Source organism: Sphingomonas sp. 1F27F7B, assembly GCF_005503355.1.
Lineage (GTDB): Bacteria > Pseudomonadota > Alphaproteobacteria > Sphingomonadales > Sphingomonadaceae > Sphingomonas.
In genome coordinates this window covers 44,997-70,109 of record NZ_SCMK01000016.1, presented here as the reverse complement: position 1 = coordinate 70,109, position 25,113 = coordinate 44,997, and the positions used below count along the sequence as shown (strand labels likewise).

At 67.9% G+C, this 25,113-nt stretch carries 26 protein-coding genes; 20 read left to right on the top strand and 6 right to left on the bottom strand.

Features of this window, described 5'->3' with window-relative positions; all coding sequences use genetic code 11:
- Positions 1-15: 15 nt before the first annotated feature.
- Complete coding sequence (locus tag FFS08_RS15435) at positions 16-957, bottom strand: DUF4861 family protein (RefSeq protein ID WP_137863152.1); 942 nt, start codon at positions 955-957, stop codon at positions 16-18.
- Between the two features lie 9 nt (positions 958-966).
- Positions 967-2,142 (bottom strand): glycoside hydrolase family 88/105 protein, encoded by a 1,176-nt coding sequence (locus FFS08_RS15430; RefSeq protein WP_249341111.1) that lies wholly within the window; start codon positions 2,140-2,142, stop codon positions 967-969.
- A 187-nt stretch (positions 2,143-2,329) separates the two neighbouring features.
- Here FFS08_RS15430 and FFS08_RS15425 point away from each other — a divergent pair, with 187 nt between their 5' ends.
- Positions 2,330-2,752, top strand: coding sequence for an acyl-CoA thioesterase (locus FFS08_RS15425; RefSeq protein ID WP_137863151.1), 423 nt, complete (start codon positions 2,330-2,332; stop codon positions 2,750-2,752).
- A 41-nt stretch (positions 2,753-2,793) separates the two neighbouring features.
- Positions 2,794-3,147, top strand: coding sequence for an STAS/SEC14 domain-containing protein (locus FFS08_RS15420; protein ID WP_137863150.1), 354 nt, complete (start codon positions 2,794-2,796; stop codon positions 3,145-3,147).
- 63 nt (positions 3,148-3,210) lie between these two features.
- On the opposite strand, the gene FFS08_RS15415 is transcribed toward FFS08_RS15420, so the two are convergent.
- Entirely contained in the window at positions 3,211-3,981 is a 771-nt protein-coding gene (locus FFS08_RS15415) for an alpha/beta hydrolase (protein WP_137863149.1), read from the bottom strand.
- Positions 3,982-4,127: 146 nt separating this feature from the next.
- Between FFS08_RS15415 and FFS08_RS15410 the strand changes: the two genes are divergently transcribed.
- The 16 genes from FFS08_RS15410 (at position 4,128) to FFS08_RS15335 (ending at position 17,775) form a co-directional block, all read left to right on the top strand.
- On the top strand, positions 4,128-4,577 hold the full coding sequence (locus FFS08_RS15410; protein WP_137863148.1) for a MarR family winged helix-turn-helix transcriptional regulator: 450 nt from the start codon (positions 4,128-4,130) through the stop codon (positions 4,575-4,577).
- Between the two features lie 136 nt (positions 4,578-4,713).
- Positions 4,714-5,046 (top strand): winged helix-turn-helix domain-containing protein, encoded by a 333-nt coding sequence (locus FFS08_RS24245; protein ID WP_137863147.1) that lies wholly within the window; start codon positions 4,714-4,716, stop codon positions 5,044-5,046.
- 114 nt (positions 5,047-5,160) lie between these two features.
- Positions 5,161-5,769 carry an outer membrane protein gene (locus FFS08_RS15400; protein WP_137863146.1) on the top strand — a complete coding sequence of 203 codons (609 nt, stop codon included), beginning with the start codon at positions 5,161-5,163 and terminating at the stop codon, positions 5,767-5,769.
- A gap of 182 nt (positions 5,770-5,951) precedes the next feature.
- The gene (locus FFS08_RS15395) at positions 5,952-6,617 is read left to right on the top strand and encodes a response regulator transcription factor (RefSeq protein ID WP_212742025.1); all 666 of its coding nucleotides are present in this window, start codon (positions 5,952-5,954) and stop codon (positions 6,615-6,617) included.
- On the top strand, positions 6,614-7,951 hold the full coding sequence (locus tag FFS08_RS15390) for a sensor histidine kinase (protein ID WP_137863144.1): 1,338 nt from the start codon (positions 6,614-6,616) through the stop codon (positions 7,949-7,951). Before FFS08_RS15395 ends, FFS08_RS15390 begins: the two co-directional genes overlap by 4 nt.
- Before the next feature lie 56 nt (positions 7,952-8,007).
- Positions 8,008-8,391, top strand: coding sequence for a hypothetical protein (locus FFS08_RS15385; protein WP_137863143.1), 384 nt, complete (start codon positions 8,008-8,010; stop codon positions 8,389-8,391).
- Positions 8,392-8,473: 82 nt separating this feature from the next.
- Positions 8,474-8,929, top strand: a complete 456-nt coding sequence (locus tag FFS08_RS15380) for a BA14K family protein (protein ID WP_137863142.1) — start codon at positions 8,474-8,476, stop codon at positions 8,927-8,929.
- A 24-nt stretch (positions 8,930-8,953) separates the two neighbouring features.
- On the top strand, positions 8,954-9,625 hold the full coding sequence (locus FFS08_RS15375; protein ID WP_137863141.1) for a TapB family protein: 672 nt from the start codon (positions 8,954-8,956) through the stop codon (positions 9,623-9,625).
- 100 nt (positions 9,626-9,725) lie between these two features.
- The gene (locus FFS08_RS15370) at positions 9,726-10,709 is read left to right on the top strand and encodes a polysaccharide deacetylase family protein (protein WP_137863140.1); all 984 of its coding nucleotides are present in this window, start codon (positions 9,726-9,728) and stop codon (positions 10,707-10,709) included.
- The gene (locus tag FFS08_RS15365) at positions 10,706-11,260 is read left to right on the top strand and encodes a GNAT family N-acetyltransferase (protein WP_249341110.1); all 555 of its coding nucleotides are present in this window, start codon (positions 10,706-10,708) and stop codon (positions 11,258-11,260) included. The genes FFS08_RS15370 and FFS08_RS15365 overlap by 4 nt, the downstream gene beginning before the upstream one ends.
- Entirely contained in the window at positions 11,260-12,408 is a 1,149-nt protein-coding gene (locus FFS08_RS15360) for a serine hydrolase domain-containing protein (protein WP_171012636.1), read from the top strand. Before FFS08_RS15365 ends, FFS08_RS15360 begins: the two co-directional genes overlap by 1 nt.
- A gap of 11 nt (positions 12,409-12,419) precedes the next feature.
- Complete coding sequence (locus FFS08_RS15355; RefSeq protein ID WP_171012635.1) at positions 12,420-13,616, top strand: serine hydrolase domain-containing protein; 1,197 nt, start codon at positions 12,420-12,422, stop codon at positions 13,614-13,616.
- 380 nt (positions 13,617-13,996) lie between these two features.
- Entirely contained in the window at positions 13,997-14,803 is an 807-nt protein-coding gene (locus FFS08_RS15350; RefSeq protein WP_137863136.1) for an alpha/beta fold hydrolase, read from the top strand.
- The gene (locus FFS08_RS15345) at positions 14,803-15,984 is read left to right on the top strand and encodes a lipid-transfer protein (RefSeq protein ID WP_137863135.1); all 1,182 of its coding nucleotides are present in this window, start codon (positions 14,803-14,805) and stop codon (positions 15,982-15,984) included. Before FFS08_RS15350 ends, FFS08_RS15345 begins: the two co-directional genes overlap by 1 nt.
- Positions 15,984-16,811, top strand: coding sequence for an SDR family NAD(P)-dependent oxidoreductase (locus FFS08_RS15340; protein WP_171012634.1), 828 nt, complete (start codon positions 15,984-15,986; stop codon positions 16,809-16,811). The genes FFS08_RS15345 and FFS08_RS15340 overlap by 1 nt, the downstream gene beginning before the upstream one ends.
- A gap of 13 nt (positions 16,812-16,824) precedes the next feature.
- The gene (locus FFS08_RS15335; RefSeq protein WP_137863133.1) at positions 16,825-17,775 is read left to right on the top strand and encodes an alpha/beta hydrolase; all 951 of its coding nucleotides are present in this window, start codon (positions 16,825-16,827) and stop codon (positions 17,773-17,775) included.
- Positions 17,776-18,104: 329 nt separating this feature from the next.
- On the opposite strand, the gene FFS08_RS15330 is transcribed toward FFS08_RS15335, so the two are convergent.
- The 3 genes from FFS08_RS15330 to FFS08_RS15320 form a co-directional block, all read right to left on the bottom strand.
- Positions 18,105-19,463 (bottom strand): MFS transporter, encoded by a 1,359-nt coding sequence (locus tag FFS08_RS15330; protein WP_171012633.1) that lies wholly within the window; start codon positions 19,461-19,463, stop codon positions 18,105-18,107.
- Positions 19,464-19,524: 61 nt separating this feature from the next.
- Positions 19,525-20,484, bottom strand: coding sequence for a CE1 family esterase (locus FFS08_RS15325; RefSeq protein ID WP_137863131.1), 960 nt, complete (start codon positions 20,482-20,484; stop codon positions 19,525-19,527).
- A 49-nt stretch (positions 20,485-20,533) separates the two neighbouring features.
- Positions 20,534-20,869 carry a hypothetical protein gene (locus tag FFS08_RS15320; RefSeq protein WP_137863130.1) on the bottom strand — a complete coding sequence of 112 codons (336 nt, stop codon included), beginning with the start codon at positions 20,867-20,869 and terminating at the stop codon, positions 20,534-20,536.
- A gap of 155 nt (positions 20,870-21,024) precedes the next feature.
- On the opposite strand from FFS08_RS15320, the gene FFS08_RS15315 reads away from it, so the two are divergent.
- Together FFS08_RS15315 and FFS08_RS15310 are read left to right on the top strand one after the other, a co-directional pair.
- Positions 21,025-22,665, top strand: a complete 1,641-nt coding sequence (locus FFS08_RS15315) for an AMP-binding protein (RefSeq protein WP_137863129.1) — start codon at positions 21,025-21,027, stop codon at positions 22,663-22,665.
- 105 nt (positions 22,666-22,770) lie between these two features.
- Positions 22,771-24,978, top strand: a complete 2,208-nt coding sequence (locus FFS08_RS15310; RefSeq protein ID WP_137863128.1) for a TonB-dependent receptor — start codon at positions 22,771-22,773, stop codon at positions 24,976-24,978.
- Positions 24,979-25,113: the final 135 nt, after the last annotated feature.

Sequence of the window (25,113 nt, the reverse complement as noted above, 5' to 3'; positions counted from 1 at the left end):
GACCCGCCGAGAGCTTCACTTCGCCGGGCAGGTCTTTTGCGCCGTCGTCGCCACGAAGGGCTGGCGCGCCAGTTCGGCCGCCGTGTCGTCCAGCCATTTGCGGAATTCGCGCTCGGTCTTGGGCGCGCCCGGTTCCTCCACCCATGCGGCGCCAAAGGCGTAGCGGATGTTCCGCGGGTCGCAGAACTGCACATAGAGCGACTTGCCGTCGCTCCCCGTCGCGGCGGCTTCGTCGGCGGGATAGAACAAGGCGATGCCCAGATCGTCCCCGGCCAGGCTCTGCCGGCCCCAGGTGGCGAAATAACGCCACTTGCCGCGCTTCGGGCTCTCGATCCTGGTCATGCCGTCGTGCAGCGTCAGCCCGGCGATCATCGCCGGCACCTTGCCGCTCACCCGCGCCTCGACATTGGTGAGGCGCGAACCCGCGAAGATCCGATAGGTGGTGGAGAGATCCGCCGGGCCGCCATCGCCCGGGAAGCCGGTGTTGGTCACCAGCACCGTCGCCGAGCGATCGGTGTTGAACACCCGCGCGCTGATCTTCGCCTTGCCCAGCTGCGTCGCCGCGCCGCCGCGCAGCACGCCGATGCCGCCCATGCCGAGCGACTGGTCGACCTGGAAGATGTCCTGCCCCCAGGGGGCCATCGAATGATAGTCGTCCTTGCCCATGCCGATCGTCGGCAGCACGTTGCCGGGCAGCTTCTTGCCGTAGATATCCGGCACGTTGCGCTCGTCGAGATACAGGCGATAGGCGATCTTGTCGCTCTCCCAGCCCGGGCCCTCCATGGCGATCAGCCCGTCATGGATCTTGTGGTCCGCGGGCACGTCGATCCGCTCGACCAGCTTGTAGCTGCCATCGGCCTGGCGGACGTTGAGCGTCGCCAGCGGGGCGGGCGGGGCGCTGTCCTGCCCAGCTGCGACCAGCAAGGGGGCGGCGAGGAGCCAGAGGGCGTGCTTCATGCTTCTTCCTTACCTCGTCAGATCATAGACCGCGGCGCCGGCGAGCAGATAGGCGCCGGTGCCGTAGAATTGGGCGTCCTCGGCCTTCACCACATCGGGCCGGTCGCTCACCTGCTGTACCCAGCCCAGCATGCCGTTCGGCTGAACGGCGTGCTCGAGCGCTGCCCAGCCCTTGGTCACGGCCGGGAGATAGGTCTTGCGATCGAGCAGGCCGGCCTTGATTCCCCAGGCCATGCCATGGACGTAGAAGCCGGTGCCGCTGGATTCGTCCTGCGAACGATCGGGGTCGGCAAGCAGCGAGGGGGGCCAATAGCCATTGCCGCGCTGGAGCGTCACCAGCTTTGCGGCCATCTCCTTGAACAGCTTGATGTAATAGGGGCGGCGCGGATCGCTGGCCGGGATTTCGGGGATCATTCGGGCCAGGCCGGAGAACACCCAGCCATTGCCGCGGCTCCAGAACAGCTTCTCGCCATGCGCGCCGCGCTGGTCGAAGAAGCGGCTGTCGCGGAAATAGAGATGCTCGCCCTTGTCGAACAGATAATCGGTGGTCGCGCGATATTCCCGGTCGGCGAAGGCGGCGTAGCGCGCGTCCTTCGTATCCTTGCTCAGGGCCCAGAGCGTGGGCGGCGCCATGAACAGGGCATCGCACCAGCACCAGCGGGTGGTGCAGCTCGGGTCGCCCTTGCCGGGCTCGGGTGCGATGAACAGCAGGTCGTTGGTCTTGGGCGCGGCGAGGATCCGGTCGAAATTCGCGCGCATCGGGGCGAGCGCCGCCGCGCCGGCGCCCTTGCGTGCCGCCCAGATCCAGGCCGCGCCGATGATGTGGTCGTCGGCGTGATAGAGCCGATCGCCAAGCTTCCAGCCTTCCTCGCGCCCCTTCGAGAAGATCGCGTCCTTGTAGCGCACGCCTTGAGAGCGATCGGCGAGGTGCGTGAGCGCCACCCAGAAGGTCGCCTGCTGCCAGTCGCGCGCGCGCTTGGTGCTCGGGCGGGCGGCGGGCATATAGCCGAGATCGTCCATATGGGTCAGCTGCCAGTCGGCGACACGCTCCATCGACGTCATCACCTGCGCGCGGCTCGGCAGCGCGATTGCAGTCGCGGCGGCCGGCGCCGCTGCCTGGGCCATGCCGCCCATGCTGGCGGCGAGCGCCGCTCCGGTCAGGGCGGCGGCGAGCGTCAGTTTCATCGGATCTCCTTTGCTACCGCTGTCACCGCGATATGGCCGGACGATGTTTGCCTGTCGTGTCCAAGTCAAGTGGTAAGGCCAATTTGGTGGCGTTCGCATGCGGGCGGGTGACGCTACGGCAACGGCGGTTCCGGTGAAAGCAGCGGTTTTCAGGGGATTTTAGTCGCTTCGAAACCCGATTCGCACTATGTTGCAAATCATGTCCGGCACCGCGCTTCCCTATGAGTTCCCGATCGACGTCGCCCAGGACGACATCGACTTCATGGGGCATGTGAACAACGCCTCCTATCTGAAGTGGGTGCAGGAGGCGGTGATCAGCCATTGGCAGGCGCTGGCACCGGTCGAAGCGGTGGCCGAGCATCTCTGGGTCGCGCTCAAGCATGAGATCACCTATCGCAAGCCGGCCTTTCTCGAAGATGACGTCGTCGCGACCGTGCTGCTCGAAAAGGTCCAGGGGGCACGCGCTTTCTACGAGACGGTGATCCGCCGGGGCGGGGAAGTGCTGGCCGAAGTCAAGTCGAGCTGGTGCTGCCTCGACGCCGAGACGCTCCGCCCGGCGCGGCTGGCGCGCGAGGTCATCGACAGGTTCTTCGTGAAGACCGAGGAGTGACGGCGACCAGCCGTTAACCTTTGGCTGCGAGAGCGGCGGCCATGTACCGGGTGGCCTTTCGTAAAGACCTGAATCTGCTGGATATCGAGTGGCTCGCAATGTTCGAGCCCGATCGGGTGGGCGATTATGCCCGCAAGCTGCGCGATCAGTTCGATGCCGAGGGTTTCGTGCCCGGCTACCTCCTGCGCATGGATATGCGTTGCAGCGGTGTGCAGGCGCAGGAAGCGGTGCGCGCCTTCCGCCGCCACTTTGCCGGCTTCCCCCAGGCGAGCCGTATCGCGGTCGTCACTGAAAGTGCGATCACGCGGATGCAGGTGCGCCGCGAGATGACCCAACCCTATCTGCGCATCTTCGAGCGCGCGGAGAGCGCGCTTACCTGGCTGCTGCGCCGCTGATGCGCCGAGCGCCGGACCTCGATCGAGGCCCGGCGCCCGGGGATTGCCGGGGGAGGGCAGGGCTCAGCGGGCGCCCTTTGCGGCGTCCTCGATGATCGCGGCGACGGCGGCCGGCTTCGAGACATAGACGGCGTGGCTGCCCGCGACTTCGCTCACATGAGCCTTGGCCCGTGCCGCCATCGCGCGCTGCGCCACCGGCGGGATCATATGGTCGTCGCTGGCGACCAGATACCAGCTCGGCTTCACGCGCCAGGCGGGGACGGTCACCGTACCCTGCAGCGCCTCGACACCCCAGGGCACCTGCGAGTCCGCCATGAACCGGGCGACATCGGGCTGCACATCGGCAGCGAAGGACGCGGCGAACTTGGCCTTGTCGAGGAAGAGATAGCCGTCCTGGGGCGGCAGGATCGGCGGCACGGAAGCGCCGGGGGCGGGGTTGGCGATCAGCGAGGAAACCGACTCGCCCTTGTCCGGCGCGAAGGCGGCGATGTAGACGACACCGGCGACCTTGGGATCGGTACCTGCTTCGGACACGACCACGCCGCCATAGCTGTGGCCGACCAGGATCACCTGGCCCTTGGCGGCGGCGATCGCGCGCTTGGTCACCGCGACGTCGTCGGCGAGCGAGTTGGTCGGGTTCTGGACGATGGTGACGTCATAGCCGTCCTTCTTCAGGATCTTGTAGACATCCATCCAGCCGGAGCCGTCGACGAACCCGCCATGCACGAGCACGACGGACCTGACGGGGGCGGCGGCCTTTTCCTGGGCCGAGGCGGGCGCCGCACCGAGAGCGAGGGTGGCAGCGGCGGCGAGCAGCATCTTGGACTTGGTCATCTTGGGTCTCCTTTCAAGTGATTTGCGCGATATTATTTATCGCGATAATCATTTTCTAGGCCCACTCACATCCTCTTGTCCAGCATAAATTTATCGCGATATGTATTTCCGTCGTAAGTTCATGATTCGGAAGCGAGGTTTTTGCGATGAATGCCCCCGGCGAGCCGTTGCCGCTCGATGCGCAGCTCTGTTTCTCGCTCTATTCCGCTTCGATCGCGATCAACCGGCTCTACAAGCCGATGCTCGATTCGCTGGGCGTGACCTATCCGCAATATCTGGTGCTGAGCACGCTATGGGAACGCGACGGCCAGACGATCTCGGCCATTGCCGAGCGGCTCGCGCTCGAGCCGAGCACGATAACCCCGCTCATGAAGCGGCTCGAGGCCGCGGGGTTCGTCGCGCGGCGGCGCAATCCGGAAGACGAGCGTCAGGTGCAGGTATTCCTGAATCCCCCGGGCCGGGAGTTGCGGAGCCGCGCTTCGTGCCTCACCGACGCGTTGCTCGCCAATTCGAAGCTGAGCGTGCCCCAGATGATCGCGCTCAACGACCAGGTCCGGCGGTTGCGCGCGGCGCTGACGGGGGAGGATGCGGGCTAGTACGCCGGGGGCATTGCAAGGTTCGCGCAACCTTCGAGGGCAATCCGTGCAGGCCGATCCGGCGGATGGTGATGCGTATGTATGAATTGCGTCTTTCTGGCTTCCCGGCGCCACGCTCGTCATCCTTGTCGATCGCATGCGCCGCGTCCGGGCGCGCAGCGCGCTTGCCGTCGTGATGCTGACTGCGCGGAGCGACGAGGTCGAGCGTGTCATCGGCCTGGAGCTCGGCGCCGACGACTATCTGGCGAAGCCCTGCTTTCCTTGCGAGTTGCTGATGCACGGCGGCGACACGGTCTCCACCAAGGATGCCCTGTGCCTGGGGGTGCTGGGGCGCTCCCGCCATGCCTGTGACCGGAGCATCGACGTCCATATGAGCAACCTGCGGCTGAAGCTCGATCGCGCGACCGGGCGCAACATCGGCATCGAGACGGTTCGCGGTGTCGGATATCGGCTGCGCCTCGATGGATAGCCCGGGTGGCATCCCACCCGGCGAGGCCGCGCAATGCTGCGGCAAGGTTGTCCGCCCACCCCGATGCAGGACTGCCGGTAGGGTGGTTTCCAATGAGACCGGAAGGACAATTCGATGAAGCGTATCTGTGTACTGATCGGCGCCTTGGCGGCCATTCCCGAAACTGCCTTGGCGCAATCGGGAGGCGATGCGACGTTTGGCGGGGTCAAGGTCGGAGTTTCGGTCGACTATCGTTGGCACGAAGGGGATTATTCCCTGCCGCGGATCGCTTCGCGCATCGACCAGAGCAAGGGCGGCATCGGCTATCGCGGGCATGTCGGCTATGACGCGCAGATCGGCGACATGCTGGTGATCGGCGCCGAGGCGGGGATCGGCAAGGGCGGCAAGACTCTCACTGCCGCGAGCCCCACGGGCGATTATGCGCTGAAGCCGGGCTGGACCTGGGACGTGTCGGGCCGAGCAGGTGTCCTGCCCGCGCCGAACGTCCTGCTGTACGGCCGGGCGGGCTATAGCTGGCTGCGCGTGCGCGAGACGACCGATTTCCGCGCGGCCAATCTCAAGGACATCGACAGCAGCGTGACGGAGAAGGGCTTCCTGTGGGGCGGCGGCGTCGAGGCCGGAGTCATGCCGGGGGTGTATGCGCGCGCGGAATATAATCGCGCCAACTATCGTGACGGGCTGAAGACTTCGAAGGTCCAGCTGGGCCTTTCCATCGGCTTCTGAGTGCCCCGAGGGTGGACGGCCGAGGGGCGTCCGCTCTCAAACCGAGGACGGGCGGCCATGCGGCCGTCCGTCCTCACCCATCCCGGTGCCAGGACATTGCCTTGGCGTCCGGCGGCTTCGATGGCAGACCCGGCGCATCGCGGGGAGGCCCGGCAGAGGCAGGATGAGGCGTAGTGCGTATATTGCTGGTCGAGGATGAGGCCGAGATGGCGGGCGCCATGAGGACGGTCCTGGAACGCGAAGGCTATGTCGTCGATCACGTCGCCGGCCTTGCGGATCTACGCGAAGCCGCGCGGCTCGCGAACAGCGATGTTGTCCTGCTTGACCGTGCGCTCCCCGACGGAGACGGCGTCGAAGCGATCCCGGAGCTGCGGCAGTGCATTCCCGGCATCCCGGTGATCGTGATAACGGCCCGCGCCGAGGTGGAGGATCGCGTCTCCGGCCTTGATCTCGGGGCCGACGATTACCTCGCCAAGCCCTTCGCGATGGAGGAACTCCTCGCGCGCATCCGCGCGATCCGGCGGCGGCCGGCGGCGCTGCCCCTTCATGAGGTGCAGGTCGGCGAGCTGGTCTACGACATGTCGCACGACGAAGCGGTGGTGCGCGGGGAGCGCCTCGATCTGCCGCGGCGCGAATTGCGCGTGCTCGCGGCACTGATGCGGCGGCGGGGGCGAACGGTGCTGCGCACCGCACTCGAGGATGCCGTCTACGGCTTCGACGACGAGATCCAGTCGAACACGCTCGATTCGCACATCTCGCGTCTGCGCAGGCGGCTTTCCGAAGCCGATGCCGAAGTCGAGATCCACACCATCCGCGGTGTCGGCTATCTGCTGCGGCATTGCCCATGAGGGTGTCCCGGCCGGTATCGCTCAAGCGCCAGCTGATCGTCCGGCTGCTCGCCTTCCAGATTACGATCCTGCTGCTCTTCAGCGCGGCGCTGGTCGCCTATCTCATCCGCGCCGACGAGGGCGGCGCGCTGATCGATCCGGAGTTCACCGAAGTGGCGGCACGCGCGATCGAGCGCGGCGCCGACGGCCGGCTTCGGCTGGCGGAGACGCAGGAACTCGCGGCCCTGCGGGCGACCACTCCCGGCCTGTGGTTCGTTGCACGCAGCGATCACGGCGAACTGATCGCATTCGGCGATGTGCCCTCGCTCTACCGGCCGATCGCGCGCAACCTCGATCGCATCACCTTCGCCGACATCCGGGACACGTCGCCGCCGTTCCGCGACATTGCCGTGGTGCGCCGCGCATCCGGGCCGGCGGGCGCGTTTACCGTGATCGGCAAGGGCGGGCTGTTCAGCATGACCTTCGTCGTGCTCTTCCTGTCGAACCTGATGATGATCCCGGTGCTGAGCCTGTTGGCGGTGATCACCGTCGTCGTCACGCCGCTGATCATCCGGCGCGCGTTCCGGCGGCTCTCCATCGCCGCCCGGCAAGCGGGGCGGATAGACATCGACCGGCGCGGCGCCCGGCTGTCGCCCGAGGGGCTGCCGGCGGAGGTGGTGCCGTTGGTCGAGTCCATGAACGGCGCGCTCCGGCGGCTCGACGAAGGCTATGACCGGCAGCAGCGCTTCATCGTCGACGCGGCGCACGAGCTGCGGACTCCCATTGCGATATTGCAGGCCAAGATCGAGGCTTCGGCCGACATCCCGCTGGCATCGCGCCTGCAGCGCGACGTCGCCCGCCTGGCCACGCTGGCGGAGCAATTGCTCGATCTGCAGAGGCTCGAACGCATTGCTCCGCTTCGCGACGGCGTGGACCTGGGCCATATCGCGCGCGGCGTCGCCGCCGATATCGCGCCGCTGGTGATCACCGGCGGCGGCGACCTGGAAGTCGCCGATCTGGGCGGCCGGCCGGTGCGGGGGGATCCCGCCGCGATCGAGCGCGTGCTTGCGAACCTCATCCAGAACGCCGTCGATCATGGCGGGCGGAACGTGACCTTGCGCATCGAGGGAGCGTCCATCGAAGTCGAGGATGACGGCCCCGGCATTCCGCAGGGAGAACGCGACCGCGTGTTCGATCCCTTCCACCGGCTGCGCGCGCGCGGCACCGGCTCGGGCCTTGGGCTGAATCTGGTCCGCCAGGTCATGACCTTGCACGGCGGCGCGGCGCTGGCGCTGGAGGCGCCGGCCGGCGGAACGATCATGCGGCTCGAATTTGTCGAGAGCGCGCAAGGTTGACGCAAGCTTCAGGCGGGAGATCCGCAACCGAATGATCAAGGTTCCGGAGGTTGCGCATGCCATTCCGTCTCTTCGCCCCCGGTCTCCGGGGAGCCGCACAGGGAGCCTGCTGGCTCGCATTGGCGGCGGCATTGCAGGGTTGCTCGGCGGACATCATGCGCGGCTATGTCGGGCGCCCGCCCGAGGCAGTGATGGCCCGGTACGGCCCGCCGGTCGACATTCGCGATCTCCCCGACGGGCGCCGCGCCTATCAATGGATGGAAGTCGAGACCTCGACCAGCGGCGGCACCACGACAACCACCTATGAAGGGGGGCGGCGGCGGACCGAATATTCGCCGACGACGACCGAGGAGAAGCGCTGCTTCTACACCTTCTATGCCCATCGCACTTCGCAGGGCTGGCGGATCGACAGCTATGGCAATCCCGAGCTCGGCTGCTGAGCCGGCGGCGCCAGACTGGCGCAATGTCCACCTGCTTTGATCGCCACGCGTCCGGCAAGGGCGTGTGTCGAGGAGTGAGTGGATGATGGCGAGACTCGGCCGAACGGCCCTGGCGCTTGGCGCGGCCGCCTATCTGGCGGCGGCCTTGCCCGCTGCCGGGCTGCCGGCAGGCGCGCAGCAGGAGCGCCGCGGCGACTGGCAGGACGATGGCGGGTGGGACCGATCCGGCTGCGACCGGCGCGACGGCCGGGACCGCATCCGGTGCGAACGAGACCAGGCGCGGTGGGAGCGCGAGCGCGAGGATCGCTGGCGGCGCGAAGCGGAACGCAAGCGGCGCGACGACGCCCGGGCCAAGGGCGTCGCCGCCGGCGTCATCGGGACCGCGCTGGTCGGCGGGCTGATCGTCGCGCTCGCCAGCGACGGCAAGAAGAAAAAGGCCCGCGAGCGCGCGCGCTACTGCATCGAGCGCTATGGCAATTACGACGAGCGCAGCGACACCTATCGCGCGCGCGACGGCAACAGCTATCCCTGCATCTGACCCCCCGACGAGACGGAGACCGCGATGTCCCTCCTGCTTCTGGCTGCGGCGCTGGGCGCGGCCGCCCGCCCCGGCGCGCCCGTGGACTGTGCCGGCTATTATTACTTCGCCGACGGCCGCCGGATCGAGACCGTCACCCTGGATGCGCAAGGGGCCGTCAAGAACCGCAAGCTGATGACCGTGCGTGCGGGGCAGGTCACACCGCGATCGGCCACGGCCCAGCTCACCACCCGCAGCCTCGACACCCGGGAGCCCGCAGCCACCAGCGAGGCGCGCTGCGAAAATGGCGATCTGCTGCTCGATCTCACCGGCAGCCTGCCCAGCCAGAAGGAGGCGCTCTCGTCGCGCCGGCCGGTGCTGCTCCGCTATCCCGCCGGCATGCGGGTGGGCGATACCCTTGAATCGCGGGTGGATTTCGATCTCGACGGCGAGACCAAGGGCAAGGCGATGAAGGTCCGGTTCAGCCTGGCGGATCGCCGGGTGCAGGCCCTTTCCGCGATCGACACGCCGCAGGGCCGCCGGCAGGCGTTCGTCATCCGCTCGACCCTCAACATTTCCTTCCGCTTGATCGGGATCGCGATTCCAATGCGTTACGAGCTGGTGGAGTTCTTCGTGCCCGGGCTGGGCGTGATGCGCACCGCAGCCGAGGAGAAGGGCAGGACCGTCGAGCGGTCGACGGTCCGCTTCCTGAACTGAACCAGCCTGGTATCGACGCAATGTTCACGCAATCCTGGCGCCGGACGGGGCGCTGGGCCGGCCCGTGCGGGAGGTGGGGAATGACGGACGGAATATATCCATGAGAACCCATTCGCAGCGCTGGAGAAGCGGCGTGCTGGCGGCGATGCTGGCGCTTGCGGCGGCACCCGCCGCCCAGGCCCAGCAGCAAGCCGCTCCGCCCGCCGCGGAGCGCCGCGTGGCGATCACTTTCGACGATCTGCCCTATGTGCACGCATCGACGCAGCAAAGGGACGGGAAGCGCTCGGCCGCCGACGCCAACCGCGCCATCGTGGCGGCACTGAAGCGGCAGCGGGTGCCGGCGACCGGCTTCGTCACCGAGCAGCACGTGCGCGCGCTGGGCGAAGCGGGCCCCGAACTGCTGCGCGAGTGGAATCGCGGCCTGCTGGAACTCGGCAATCACGGCGCCACCCATGCCGACAGCAACGGCCTGGACGCCGACGGCATCGGCCGCGAAGTGATTGACGGCGAGGCGACGATCCGGCCGATGGCCGAGGCCGCCGGTCGCAAGCTCAAATTCTTCCGCTTCCCCTATAATCATGTCGGCGACACGGTGGAGAAGCGGCAGGCGGCGGAAGCGCTGCTCGCCAGCCATGGCTACCGGCTGGCCGCCGCGACGATCGATACCTCCGACTATGTGTTCGACCAGGCCTATGAGCGCGCGCTCGCAAAGGCGGACGACTGGGCGCGCCGGCGCATCGAGGAAGCCTATCTCGAGCACAGCCGGACGCAGATCGCCTATTATGCCGGGCTCGATCGCACCGTGCTGGGATATGAGCCGCCCGCGATCCTGCTGCTGCATCTCAACCGGCTGAACGCGGCGACGCTGGACCGGCTGTTGCGCCTGCTCCGCCAGCAGGGCTATCGCTTTGTCTCGCTGGACGAGGCGCAGGCAGATCCTGCCTATCGCGAGTCGCCCCGCGTCGCGACCAAATATGGGCCGATGTGGGGATATCGCTGGGCGAAGGAGCGCCAGGTCAAGGTCGACGGCAGCAAGGAGCAGGAGCCGCCCGCATGGGTGGCACGCTATGCGGAGGGCAAGTGAAGCCTCAAGACGCACCACCGAACCAGGCCGCGACGCTCCATACCGCCCGGCTGACGCTGCGGCCGGCGCGCCCGGAAGACCTCGTCGCGATGCACGCGATACTGGGTGACCCCGTGGCGACGGCCTATTGGTCGCATCCGCCGCATTCCCGCATCGCGGAATCGGAGGAATGGCTGGCGGCCATGCGCGGCATCCCCTGCGGCGAGGGCGAGGATTTCATCGTCGAGCAGGACGGCGTGGTGATCGGCAAGGCCGGCTTCTACCGCTTCCCCGAGATCGGCCTGATCCTGCATCCGCGAAGCTGGGGCCTTGGTTTCGCGACGGAGGCGCTGCGCGCAGTGCTCGCGCGCGGGTTCGAAGTGCATGGGCTGCCGACGGTGATCGCCGATGTCGATCCGCGCAACACCGCGTGCCTGCGCTTGCTGGACCGGCTCGGCTTCCGCGAAACCGGAAGGCGCGAGCGCACCCTGCTCGTTGGCGCGGAATGGTGCGACAGCGTCGATCTGGAGCTGGAGCGCGACGCCTTCCTGATGGCACAGCGGCTGGCCTGATGCTGCGCATGCTGTTGCCCGGATTGCTGCTGCTGTCGGCCGGCTGCACGGCGACCACCGCCCTGTCGCATCGCCGGGATGCCGCGGCGGGCTATCTCCGCGCCACCGGCGCTCCGGGGGTGGTGATCGGGTGGAGCGAGGGCGAAGGACGTCCGCGGATCATCGCGGCCGGCACCGCCAGCCTTGCCACCGGCGTGCCGGTTAACCGGCGCACGGTCTTCCACATGGCATCGGTGACCAAGCCGCTCGTCGCCACGGCGATCCTGCAGCTCGCCGCGCAGGGACGGCTCGACCTGGATGCATCGCCGGCCCGCTATCTGCCCTATTTCCATCTCGCCGATCCCCGCTTCGCGCACGTCACGATCCGCCAGATGCTCAACCACACATCGGGGCTGCCCGATGTCGAGGATTATGAATGGGAGCATCCGCAGACCGCGGACGATGCGCTGGAGCGCTGGGTGCGCGGCCTCTCCGGCCTGAAGCTGGTGCGCGATCCCGGCACGGGGGTGGAATACAGCAACATCGCCTATGACGTACTCGGCGACGTGATCGCCAAGGCCAGCGGCATGCCGTTCGAGCGCTATATGCGCCGGCATCTGCTGGCGCCGCTCGGCATGCGCCACAGCTCGCTGCTCCTCGCCGATGTCGATCGGCGCCGCCTCTCCGCGCCGCACATGATGGCAGCCGGGCAGGCGCAGGTGAGCGCAGTCTTTCCCTATAACCGCGTCCATGCCGGCAGCTCGACACTCTATGCCGATGTCGACGACATGCTGCGCTGGGCGCGCTATTGGGCGGCGGCTCCGGGGCGGAGCGGGCCGCGGCTGCTCTCGGATGCCGGCATCGCGGCGATGCTGCGGCCCAGTGCCGCCATCGACCGCCCGGACCGGGCGCAGTGGCGGCCGGTGATCGGCCTGGGCTGGCTCCTGCTGGCGGTCGAGGGGCGCACCATCGCCTTCCACATGGGGCAGGATGTAGGGTTCACCACCGGGATGATGGTCGAGCCGGGCACCGGCCGGGCAGTGGTCGCGATGAGCAACATCGCCACCGAAGCGGCGGGCGAGCGGATGTTCGACTTGTGCCTGACGATGCTGACCGCGATGCGGGCACCGCTGCCGGCCACACGGTCCGGCCCCTATTCCGGCAGATGAGGCGCAGCGACATGAGACATTGGACGGCCAGGCGGATGATTCCCGCCCTCGCACTTGCCGGCTTAGCCGCCCAGCCCGTGGCCGCGCGGGACGTGACACCGGCGGCGGCGAAGCTCGATGCGGCGATGGCGCGGTGGATGCCGGATATCGTGCGGGCGGAGAAGATCGGGGGCATCGGCATCGCCGTGGTCCGCGACGGCCGCCTGATCTGGTCCGGCCACTATGGCGAGCAGGCGCCGGGCGTGCCGATCGGCGCGGACACCGCGTTCAACACCGCGTCGATCGCCAAGACAGTGACGGCGGAGACTCTGCTCGCGCTGGCGGCGGCGCACCGGATCGATCTGGACGAGCCGATCGGCGGCTATGTCCGCTCCCCCGGTCTCGACGGCGATCCGCGTTACAAGCTGCTCACCACGCGCATCCTGCTCGCGCATCGCTCCGGCTTGCGCAACTGGGCCGACGACTATCCCGACGGCAAGCTCGCCTTCGATTGGGAACCCGGGGCGCGCTATCGCTATTCGGGCGCCGGGATCGAGCTCGCCGCCCGCTACGCCCAGGCAAAGACCGGCATGACGCTGCGGGCGCTGAGCGCGGAAACGCTGCTGCGCCCCTGGGGCATCGCGCATATGGCGGTGGGCGAGTTGCCGGGCTGGACCACGGGCCGCCTGGCGCTGCCCGTCGGGGCGGACGGCCGCTTCCTCGACCTCGCATCGCTCTATCCTGGGCTTCGCGAGGGCGCGGGGCTGGGGGCCGCCTATGACCTGATCGCGACGCCCGACGCCTATGGCGCCTTTCTCGAACGGCTGATCGCCGCGTCGCAGGCGAAGTCGGAGACGCGCGGCATTCGCGAGGGAATCGTGACGTCGCTTGCCGGCGACGAGCGCTATGGTTGCGAGGTACGCTTCACGCGGCGCTGCCCGGATCGCTACGGCTATGCCTTTGGATGGCAGGTGCAGCGCTATGGCCGCCACACCGTGCTCCAGCATACCGGCAACGACGAGGGCGAGACCGATCTGGTCTATTTCTCGCCTGACCGGCGCACGGGCGCGGCCATCTTCGTCAACGGCGCGAACGGATGGGTGCCGATCGTCCGTGTGCTCGAGATCATCGGCGACGAGCCGGAACTCGCCGGCTATTTCCGCGGCCTGGTCGAAAAGCTGCTGCATCGTCGCCTCGAGCCCTTGCCACGAAAGGCTGGTGCGGGCTGATCGCCCGACAATATCCGTAACTATCCTTAATCCCGTAACGCGATATCATCGCCATATCGATGATATCGCGAACAGTAAATCATGTGTGACTGAAAGATATATTGAAGAACATCTTTTCAGAAAATTTAATTTTTGCTTTCAAAGAATTTACGCACAGCGAGCATGTCGTGTCGGCGCGAAGGTGGACTTCTGATCCGGCCGAACGAGCCCCGAGGCGCTGGCCGATTGCAATTCCGTGCAGTGTCTCCTTGACCCCGGGGCGGCCCCTGCGGGTCGCCTCTTTTGCGTAAATTAATTGATTCATGAATGAAGATTGACAGGCCTGGGCCGGTCATGCTGTGTCGTCGCATGCGGCGCAGAGACCGCTCGGGAGAGAAGACGTGCCATTCGTTCAGAGCAACGGCGCAAGCATCCATTGGGAAGCGGAGGGCAGCGGCACGCCGGTGCTGCTGATCATGGGCCATCTCTACAGTTCGCGGATGTGGTATCCGCTGCTGCCGGCGCTGACGAAGCGCCATCGCGCGATCTGGTTCGACAATCGCGGCACCGGCGGGAGCGATACCACGCCCGGCGTCACGATCGCGCAGTTCGCCGCCGATGCGCTGGCGGTGCTGGAGGCGGCCGGCGAGACGGGCGCGCATGTCTATGGCGTCTCGATGGGCGGCGGCATCGCGGCCGAGTTCGCGATGGCATATCCCGAGCGCACCCGCTCGGTGACGCTCGGCTGCACCATGCTCAAGACCGAGCAGACCGAGATCAAGGGCGCCCAGAAGCTGATCTACCGCCTGCCGCGCTGGCTGGTCCGGGCGATGTTCAAGCGGGCCAAGCCGGAGGCCTATGGCAGCGCCGCCCCGCGCGACGCGGCGCTGCACGACATCGGCGTGCTCTCCAGGGACCGCTTCACCATGGCCGGCGTGCGCGCCCAGGCCCAGGCGATCGCGGCCTATGCCACCACGCGCGAGCGGGCGCGGCAGCGGTTGACCATGCCGGTGCTCGTGCTGCACGGCGACGAGGACAAGGCCGTGCCGGTCGAGAAGGGGCGCGAGCTGCACGCGATGCTGCCCCACAGCAGATATGTCGAGTTCAAGGGCGCCGGGCACAATTACCTGGTCGCGAACAACGAAGCGTCGACCAGCGCTTTCCTCGATTTCATCGACGGCGTCGATGCCGCCGGGGGGGCCGCGTGATGCCGCGCGCGCGCATCGCCGGCGTCGGCATGATCCCCTTCACCAAGCCCGGTCGGAGCGAGGATTGGGACGTGATGGCCGAGCAGGCGATCCGCCTGGCGCTCGCGGATGCGGGGATCGAATATCGGCACGTCCAGCAGGCCTATGCTGGCTATGTCTATGCCGATTCCACCGCCGGCCAGTCGGCGCTCTACCGGGTGGGCTGCACCGGCATCCCGGTCGTCAACGTCAACAACAACTGCTCCACCGGATCGACGGCGCTGTTCCTGGCGCGCCAGGCGATCGAGAGCGGCGTCGCCGAGTGCGTGCTGGCCTTCGGCTTCGAACAGATGCTGCCGGGCGCGCTCGGGGCGGTGTTCACGGATCGCAAGCGCTCGCTCGACCATCATCTGAGCCGCCAGGACGCGCTGCTCGGCCGGGACGAGGGCGCGCCGCTGGTCGCGCAGCAGTTCGGCGGCGCGGGCCTCGATTATCAGAGCCGGTACGGCGCGCCCGATGACGTGTTCGGCATGATCGCCGTCAAGGCGCGCGCGCATGCTGCGAACAACCCGCTGGCGCTGTTCCGCGACCCGCTGACGCTCGACGAAGTGATGGCGTCCACGCATCTCCATGGGCCGCTCACCCGCTTCCAGGCCTGCCCGCCCACTTGCGGCGCGGCGGCGGCGGTGCTCGTCTCGCCGGCCTTTGCGGCGAGGCACGGGCTCGACGCGGGCGTGGAGATCGTCGCCCAGGCGATGACCACCGACTATGCGGAGACCTTCGCGACCGGATCGATGATGAGCGTCGTCGGCTATGAGATGACGCGCGAGGCGGCGCGCAAGGCCTATGACCAGGCCGGCATCGGGCCCGACGACATCCAGGCGATCGAGCTGCACGACTGCTTCACCGCCAACGAGCTGATCAGCTACGAGGCGCTCGGCCTGTGCGCGGAAGGCGGGGCGGAGGCCTATATCCGCGACGGCGGCAACAGCTATGGCGGCCGCCACGTGACCAACCCCTCGGGCGGGCTGCTCTCCAAGGGCCATCCGCTCGGCGCCACCGGCCTTGCCCAATGCCATGAGCTGGTCCAGCAACTGCGCGGCGCCGCGGACAGGCGCCAGGTCGAGGACATGCGCTTCGGGTTGCAGCACAATCTCGGCCTGGGCGGTGCCTGCGTGGTGACGCTCTACGGCCGCGCCTGATGCGCGCGCTCGAAGGCAAGGTCGCGATCGTCACGGGATCGGGGCGGGGGATCGGCCGGGCAGTCGCGCTGAAGCTGGCGTCGCAGGGCGCGGCGGTGGTGGTCAACGATCTCGACGCGGCGCCCGCGCTGGCGGTGATCGAGGAGATTCGCGGCGTCGGCGGGCGGGCGATCGCCTGCAACGGCAGCGTCACCGCGCCCGATTTCGGGGAGCGCATCGTCCAGGCCGCGCTCGACGGGCTTGGCGGGCTCGACATCATCGTCAACAATGCCGGCTACACCCGCGACGGCGTGATCCACAAGCAGAGCGACGAGCAGTTCCAGGCGATGCTCGACGTGCACGTCACCGCGCCGTTCCGCATCCTGCGCGCCGCCGCCGAGCCGTTGCGGGCGATGGCCAAGGCGGAAGCGGCGGAGGGGCGCGAAGTGATCCGCAAGGTGGTCAACATCTCGTCGATCTCGGGCGTCAACGGCAATGCCGGCCAGGTCAACTATGCCTCGGCCAAGTCCGCCGTGATCGGCATGACCAGGACGCTCGCCAAGGAATGGGGCCGCCTGAAGGTCTGCGTGAACTGCGTCGCCTTCGGCTTCATCGAGACGCGGCTGAACCTGCCCGGCGACCATCCCGATGCCCGGGCGGAGATCGAGGGCCGGCAGCTCCGGTTCGGCGTGCCCGCCGGCTTCCGCGAAGCCGTGACCGCGCAGATCCCGCTCGGCCGCCCCGGCACGCCCGAGGAAGCGGCGGGCGGCGTCTATTTCTTCTGTGCGCCGGAAAGCGACTATGTCAGTGGGCAGACCCTGCTCGTCGCCGGCGGGCTGGGAAACTGATGGGAGCAAGAGCATGACCGGAACGCGCCACCTCGTCGATCCGGAGCTGCTCGACCTGCTCGAACTCTGGCCGGCGGTTACGCTGGACGAGAGCCTGTTGCCGATGATGCGCGCGCCGGGAAGGATCCCGCTGGGCGAAGTCGAGAATCCGGAGCGCGTCGACAAGCGGGAACTGGCTGCACCCGGTCGCGACGGCGCTCCCGACGTGCCGATGCTGCTCTATCGGCCCGCGGGGAGCGCGGGCACGGTGCTGCCCTGCATCTATCACATCCATGGCGGCGGCTATGTCGGCGGCGCGGCGGTGACGCTGGAGCCGGTCCACCGGCACATGGTCGAAATACTGGGCTGCGCACTGGTCAGCGTCGATTACCGGCTAGCGCCCGAGACGCCGTTCCCGGGGCCGCTCGAGGATTGCTATGCCGGTCTCGCCTGGCTCCATGCGCATGCGGCCGAGCTCGAGATCGATCCGGCCCGGATCGGCATTCGCGGCGAAAGCGCCGGCGGCGGGCTGGCCGCCGCGCTGGCGCTGCTGGTGCGCGATCGCGGCGATTTCACCGTCGCCTTCCAGCAGCTCGTCTATCCGATGCTCGACGACCGGACCTGCACGGCCGAGCCCAATCCCCATGCCGGCGAGTTCATCTGGAATTCGGGCAGCAATCGCTTCGGCTGGCGCAGCTATCTGGGGACCGAGCCGGGCGGGGAGGGCATCTCGCCCTATGCCGCCGCGGCGCGTGCGGAGGACCTGGCCGGCCTGCCGCCCGCCTTTCTCTCCTCGGGCACGCTCGATCTCTTCATCGATGAGGACCTGGCCTATGCCGCGCGCCTGATCCGGGCGGGCGTGCCCACCGAGCTGCACGTCTATCCGGGCGGCTTCCACGGCTTCAACGTCCACAAGACGGCGGGCGTGTCGGCCCGTTCCAACCGCGATGCCGATGACTGGCTGAAGCGGCATCTATTTCCCTGATTCCCCTCCCTGCCAGGGAGGCGTCAGGCCGGATCGGCGTTTGCAATTCCAGAAGGGCGGCTCGCGAGAAACGTCCGTCACCCCGGAACAAGTCGGATCATACTCTCCTTCGTCATCCCCGCGCAGGCGGGGACCCAGGGTTTCTCTGCCGTATCCCTCGTGACTCTGGATCCCCGCCTGCGCGGGGATGACGGTTGTTGGACCATCCCTACTGCCGACACCGAACCGGCGCCTTCGACATCGCGATCGTGAAGCCGATCGGCGTGCAGATGCCCCTCTCCGGGGAGGGGCATGTCGTCCTTCGACACGCGCAGATGCGGCGCACGACTTCATGCCGCGGCCGGGATCATCTTCGCGTTCGGATCGAGCGCGACTTCCTGCGGTGCGTTGCGCATCGCGATCCAGAAGCCGGCCAGCGACATCGCGCCGGTCACCACGCCCATGATCGCCACCGCTTCGCCCAGGCCCCATTTGCCCGTGCTGAAGGTCGAGAGCCAGACGACGAGCGGCGGGGCGACGCCCGCGCCGACCATCGTGCCGGCGATCTTCATGCCCGCCAGCGTCACGGCGCGGTCCTCGTTCGGGATCAGCACCGCGATCGCCGCCGAGGAGACCAGATTGACGATCGTCCCGCCCACCAGCAGCGCGAACAGCGTCCAGGCAAAGCCGGTGACGGTCGGCATGATCGAAAAGGCGCCTGCCGGAATGGTCAGCGCCGTTGCGATCGCAGCGGGCAGCAGGATGGCGCCGCGCATCTTGAGCTTGCCCGCCGCGTCCGCGGCGAAGCCGCCGATGATCGATCCGATGATGCCCGATCCCAGGATCACGCCACCCACCCAGCCGCCGAACGAACCGGGCGCCTGACCATATTGGCGGATGAGCAGCGATCCCATCCAGATCGCCGCCGCGCCCTCGGCCATGCCGCCGGTCAACTGCCCGGCGAGCAGCGGGCCCAGGAACTTGCGACGCCGCCAGAAGGCGTCCATCGCCAGGCGCAGCGAAACGCTGGTCTGCTCCACTTCGTAGCGCGGCGGCTCCTTGATGAGGAAGAGCGGCAGCACCGCGAGCGCCGCGCCGACGCCCACCAGCAGATGGACTTCGCGCCACGGCGTCATGCCGAGCAGGCCGGCACCCGGATGGCTGGTCAGATAGCCGAACAGCGAGCCGCCGATCGCAAACGCCGCCGCCGCGCCGGCCCAGGCGCCGATCGACACCAGCAGCATCGAGCGTCCGCGACGATCGGGCATGCAGACATCGGCGAGGAGGGAGATCAGCACCGGGAACGCCGTGCCCGCGCCGATTCCGGCAATCAGCCGCGCGGCGAACAGCCCGGCGAAGTTCGGGGCAAAGGCCGTCCCGATCGTCCCGATCGCCCAGAAGGAGGCGAGAATGATCAGCAGGCGCGTGCGCGTGCTGTGATCCACCAGCCAGGCGATCGGCAGCGACAGCAGCGCGATCGGGATCGCGGTCGCCCCGCCCGCGAGCAGGCCGATGTCGAGATCGGTGAGGTGCAACTCGGCCTTCACCGCTTCCTGCAAGGGGCTGAGCAGCCCGCCCACAGTCAGCGCGGAGAACAGCGTGAGCGTCAGCAGCCAGATGACGCCCCATTTGGTCGGGCGGATCGCGGCCGAGGGCGGCGCGGAGGGTGAGGCATCGGCCGCATCGGCCGCGTCGGTCGGTTGGAGCACGATCGTTCCTTTGGTCGGCGATCGGCTGCCGGGCGACGCGCGCCGCCCGGCAGCGCGTCGGTCAGAGGTTGAAGAAATGGTCCCAGATATAGGGGGCGACGTCGATCGGCGCCTTGTCGGGATTGCTGCCCAGCTCGGTATAGCCGTTGTAGAGGACGTGCCCGCCGTTCGCGATCGACACCAGCCCGGTGCGCACGCCGCCGTTGCAGTTGCGATATTCCTCGAACCGCGAACCGGCATAATGCGAGCCATCGGGAAGCTGCTCGCGAGACAGGTCGTCGCTGCAGCCCAGGATCCGCTTCCAGGCGGCGAGGCTGGCGCGCGCGCCCTGCACGCCCAGCGGAATGCCGGCCAGGTCGTTGGGCAGTCCCAGCGGCGCGGTGTTGCCGTCATAGCTGATCGTCGTGTCGGCGGTGCCGGCGATTTCCCACATGCCGATCGGCCGGGCCGGGCTGCACGTCTCGCGGTTGAGCGGATAGGAGACCGAGACCGCGGCGCGGATCAGGTCCGCCGCTTCGCAGGCCATGCGTTGCGCCATGCCGCCGCCGTTCGAGATGCCGGTCACGAACACGCGGTCGCCGTCGATATTGGCATAGGCCTTCATCGCGGTGATGATCGCGCGGTTGAAGCTGACGTCGTCGATGTTGAGCGCGTCGCCCAGGAAGCAGCAGCCATAGGCGTTCCACGACAGGCTCACGCCGTTCGGCCAGACGGCGATGAAGCCGCGCCTGTCGGATTCGGCGAGCTGGCCGGACCATTGCCGCTCGTTGCTCGCGTCCTTGCTGAAGCCGTGGAAGTCGAGCAGCAGCGGCACGGCCTGGCGGCCGGTATAGCTGGCGGGAACATGCACCAGATAGTTGCGCAGCAGCCCCTTGTGCAGCGTCGTGATCGAATAGTCCCCGGGGGTGAAGCAGATGCCCGTGCAGGGCGCCGCTGCCGCGGGGCTGGCGAAGCATGCCGTGGCGAATGCCAGAAGCAGCGCGGCCCAAGACAGCCGGAAACGCGAAAGACGTGCCTTCATTGCAGTTTCTCCTCTCCTGTTGGTTCTGTTCTTCCTTCCGTCGCCCGGCTCAGCGCGGGGGCGGTGGCGGTAGCGGCTTCAGCCCGCCATCGTCCTTGAGCTCGGCGGGAAGCGGGGGATCGGTGAAGTCCTTGCGCACCTGCATCTTCGCGGGCGGTGCCTGTGCCGGCGCGGTGGGCGCCGCGCTCGGCAGTCGCTCGATGTGATCGGCGGTGCGCAATGGCGCGGAGGTGACGGGCGCGGGGGCCGGCGTGGCGGCGGTACGCGGCGGCACGATCACCGCGCCCGCTTCCGGCTCGCTCCGGTCGCAACCGGCGAGTGCGAGCATCAGCAGCCAGGGCATGGCGCTTCGGCGCGCGGCGAGGCGCGGTCGTCCAGCCTTCATCGGCACTCTCCCATCGGCGCCGTGTTTCCGGCGCTCGCAGGCTGCATATCAGCGCACAAGCAAATTCACTAGAAAATAAATGAAGATTGACAGGCGATCGGAGCCGGTGCCATCCAAGGGGAGAGAAAAAGACACAGGTTTTGGAGAGCGTTGGCATGCATGAGGGGCAGCTCCGGGCGGGGGGTGCGCGGGAACTGGAGCGGTTGCAGCCCTATGAGCTGACGCTCGACAAGTTCCTCGCCCACGCCGCCAAATGGCATCCGCAGGGGCAGGTGGTCACCGGCGGCGGGGCTGGCGGCCCGGTTGCGCGGATCGACTATGCGGCGTTGCGGGAGCGCAGCAACTTGCTCTCCGGTGCCTTCGCGGCGCTCGGCATCGCGCGCGGCGACCGCATCGCCACCCTCGCCTGGAACAGCCAGGGCCATATGGAATGCTGGTATGCGGCGTTCGGCATGGGGGTGAGCTGCCACACGCTCAACCCGCGCCTGGGCGTCGCGCAGCTTGCCGACATGGGGCGTAAGGCGGGCGACCGGCTGCTCGCCGCCAGCCCCGATCAGGGCGCGGTGGTCGAGGAACTGGTGCGGCTGTGCCCGGGCATCGCGCAGGTGCTGATCCTGGACGAGCCCGGCGCCGATTTCCCGCTGCCCGATTGCGGCGCGGTGCCGGTGCGGACGCAGCAGGAGTTGCTCGCCGAGCATGGCAAGGCGCTGGAATGGGGCGGCTTTTCCGAGCGCGAGGAAGCGGGCCTCTGCTTCACCTCGGGCACGACCGGCGCGCCCAAGGGCGTGCCCTATAGCCATCGCTGCAACTATCTGGTCACGCTCTCGCTGCTGCAGAGCGATGTGATGGGGATCAATGCGGGCGATTCAATCCTCGCCGCCGTGCCGATGTTCCACGCCAATGGCTGGGGCCTGCCCTTCGCTGCGCCGGCTTCGGGGGCGCGGCTGGTGTTTTCGGGCCGCCACAATGACGGCGCCAGCCTGGCCGCGCTGATCCGCAGCGAAGGTGTCACGCTGGCGGTGGGCGTGCCGACCGTGTGGCTCGGGCTGATCGAGCATCTCGAGCAGACTGGCACGGCGCTGCCCTCGCTCCGGCGCGTGCTGCTCGGCGGCTCGGGCGTGCCCCAGGCGCTGATCGACCGGATCGAGGCACGCCTGGGCGTCCGCGTCCAGACCAGTTGGGGCATGACCGAGCTCGCGCCGCTCGGCACGGTGACTCCGCCGGGGAATGCCGGCCGGGCCAGCATCGCCGGCCGCCCGCCGCTGGGCGTCGACCTGCGGCTGGTCGATGCCGAGGGCGGCGAGCTTGCGGCGCAGCGCGGCGTGGAGGGGCATCTCCAGGTCCGCGGATCGGGCACCGTCCATTGCTATTTCGGCCAGGAAACTCCGGCGACCGACGCCCAGGGCTGGTTCGACACCGGCGATCTCGCGACGATCGACGCCGAGGGCAATCTCGCGATCACCGGCCGGGCCAAGGACCTGATCAAGTCGGGCGGCGAATGGATCAACCCGGGCGAGATCGAAGCGATCGTCGGCGGCCTGCCGGGCGTCTCGCTGGTCGCAGTGATCGGGCGGGCGCATGCCAAATGGACCGAGCGCCCGGTGCTGGTGATCGAAGCGGAGGGGCAGGGCGCGACCGACGCGGAGATCCGCGCCGCGCTCGACGGCGCCGTCCCGCGCTGGTGGATGCCCGATGCGATCGAGCGGGTGGAGTGCATGCCGCTCGCGATGACCGGCAAGATCGACAAGCAGGCGCTGCGCCGCCGCTTCGGGACGGATCCCGCCGCGGCTGCCTGATTATGATCTTGATTTATGAATCAATGAATGTTCAACTTGATTCGTGAGTCAGTAAGTTGAGTCGCAACGCCACCTCGCAAAGAGGGGCGCTCTTGGGAGGATAGCATGAAGGCCTTTTGCTGGCTGACGGTTTCTGCCGTCGCATTGATGAGCGCGGGCGCCGCGCAGGCGCAGACCGCCGCCACCACCACCGATCCCGCGCCGGCCGCCCAGGCGGATGCGCCCGTCGACCATTCGAACGAGATCGTCGTCACTGCCGAGCGCCGCTCGACCAGCCTGCAGCGCACCGGCGTCGCCGCCACGGTGCTGACCGGCGACGATCTGGTGAAGAAGAGCGTCAACGGCGTCGAGCAGCTCCAGTTCGCCACGCCCTCGCTCACCGTCAACACCACCGGCCAGGGCAATGCGTTCAACATCCGCGGCATCGGCAAGACCGAGCAGACCAGCGCCATCGGTGTCGGCGTCGTCACCTATCGCGACGGCGTCGCCACGCTGCCGGGCTATTTCCAGTCCGAGCCCTATTACGACATCGCCAGCGTCGAGGTGCTGCGCGGCCCGCAGGGCACGTTCGCGGGCGGCAACGCCACTGGCGGCGCGGTGTTCATCACCGAAGTGAACCCGTCGACCGACATGGTGAAGGGCTATGCGCTCGCCCAGTACGGCAACTATAACGACATCAAGCTCCAGGGCGCGGTCAACCTGCCGGCGAGCGACACGCTGGCATTCCGCTTCGCCGGCAACATGGAGCGCCGCGACACCTTCTACAATGTGAGCGGTCCCTGGACCGGCAACCCCGGCAACCGCCGCGACTATAGCGGTCGCGCCAGCATGCTCTGGCAGCCCAACGCGAACTTCCGCGTGCTGCTGAAGGGCGACTATAACAACATCGAATATGGCGGCCTGCCCGCCGGCCCGGCGACCGCCACCGGCGATCCGCTCAACGTCGCCAACAACACCTATCTGAACGGGCGCGACGAGTTCGGCCGCATCGTGCTCAACATGGCCTATACCACCGATGGCGGCGTGACCCTGCGCTCGATCAGCGGCTATCAGCGCGGCACCACCCAGATCGACTATGACTCCGACGGCACCGCCAACGCGCCCAGCCTGGCCGCGCCGCAGACGGCGTTCCACGACAAGATCAGCGAGGAGATCTGGTCGCAGGAATTCAACATCGTCTCGCCCGACACCGGCCCCTTCACCTGGGTGCTCGGCGGCTATTGGCAGAGCGACAAGATCATCATTCCCAAGGGCGGCTATTTCAGCGACGTGACGCCCAACCTGTTCCCGGTGCTGATCGACGTGGCGATCGAAGGCACCAATCCCAAGACCGCGCTCGCTGCGTTCGGCCAGGTCGGCTACGAGCTGACCAAGGGGCTGCAGCTCACCGTCGGCGCGCGCTGGTCGCGCACCACGTCGCGCAACGACGCGGTGTCGACCACGCCGCAATATCCGCCGCTCCAGCTCGCCCAGCACGACTTCACTGCCGACAAGAAGCTGAACGGCAAGGTGGCGCTAAACTGGACGGTCGACGCCAGCAACTTCCTCTATGCCTTTGTCGCGACGGGCAGCAAGGCGGGCGGGCTCAACGGCCCGAACCTGGTCGGCGCGCCGCCCCGCGCCTTCGCCGCCGAGGACGTGACCGACTACGAGATCGGCTGGAAGGGCACCTTCATGGGCGGCCGCCTGCGCACGCAGCTCGGCGGCTATTACAACGAATACAAGGGCTTCCAGGTCAACATCGTCGATCCGACGACGCCCAGCATCTCGTCGATCTACAATGTGCCCGGCAAGACCAAGCTCTATGGCGTCGAATTCTCGGCCCAGGGCAATTTCGATGCCTTCTCGTTCGACCTGTCGGGCTCGGTCTCGAATTCGGAGCTCGGCAACTTCCATGCCGCCGATTCCCGGCTCGGCGCGGCGCCCGCCGTCTGCAACCCGGCGACCGGCCCGACCACGGCACGCTGCCTCGACCTGACCGGCAACGAGCAGGCCTATGCGCCGAAGTTCACGCTGAGCGCCGGCGCGCAATATGCCATCGCGCTGGGCGGCGACGCGACGCTGACTCCGCGCGTGGACTATGCGCATATCGGTGCGGTGTGGGGCACGCTGTTCCAGAACGTCGCCCGCGGCGACCGGATCGGCGCACGCGACATCGTCAACGCGCAATTGACGCTCGCAACCGGGCCCTGGTCGATCGCCGCCTATTCGACCAACCTGACCGACGAGCATTATGTCGCGGCGATCAACGGCAATCGCCGCCTTGCCGGCGCGCCGCGCCAATATGGCCTGCGCGTCAGCCGCACCTTCTGATCCCGTGCCCGCGGGCCGGCACCGGCCGGTCCGCGGGGCGGCATTTGCATCCGGGACCAAGATAGACAAAAGCCATGGATCAGGCGGGCCTTTCTTCTTCGGCAATTGCTGGCGGCAGGGGCGCGTCGATCGATG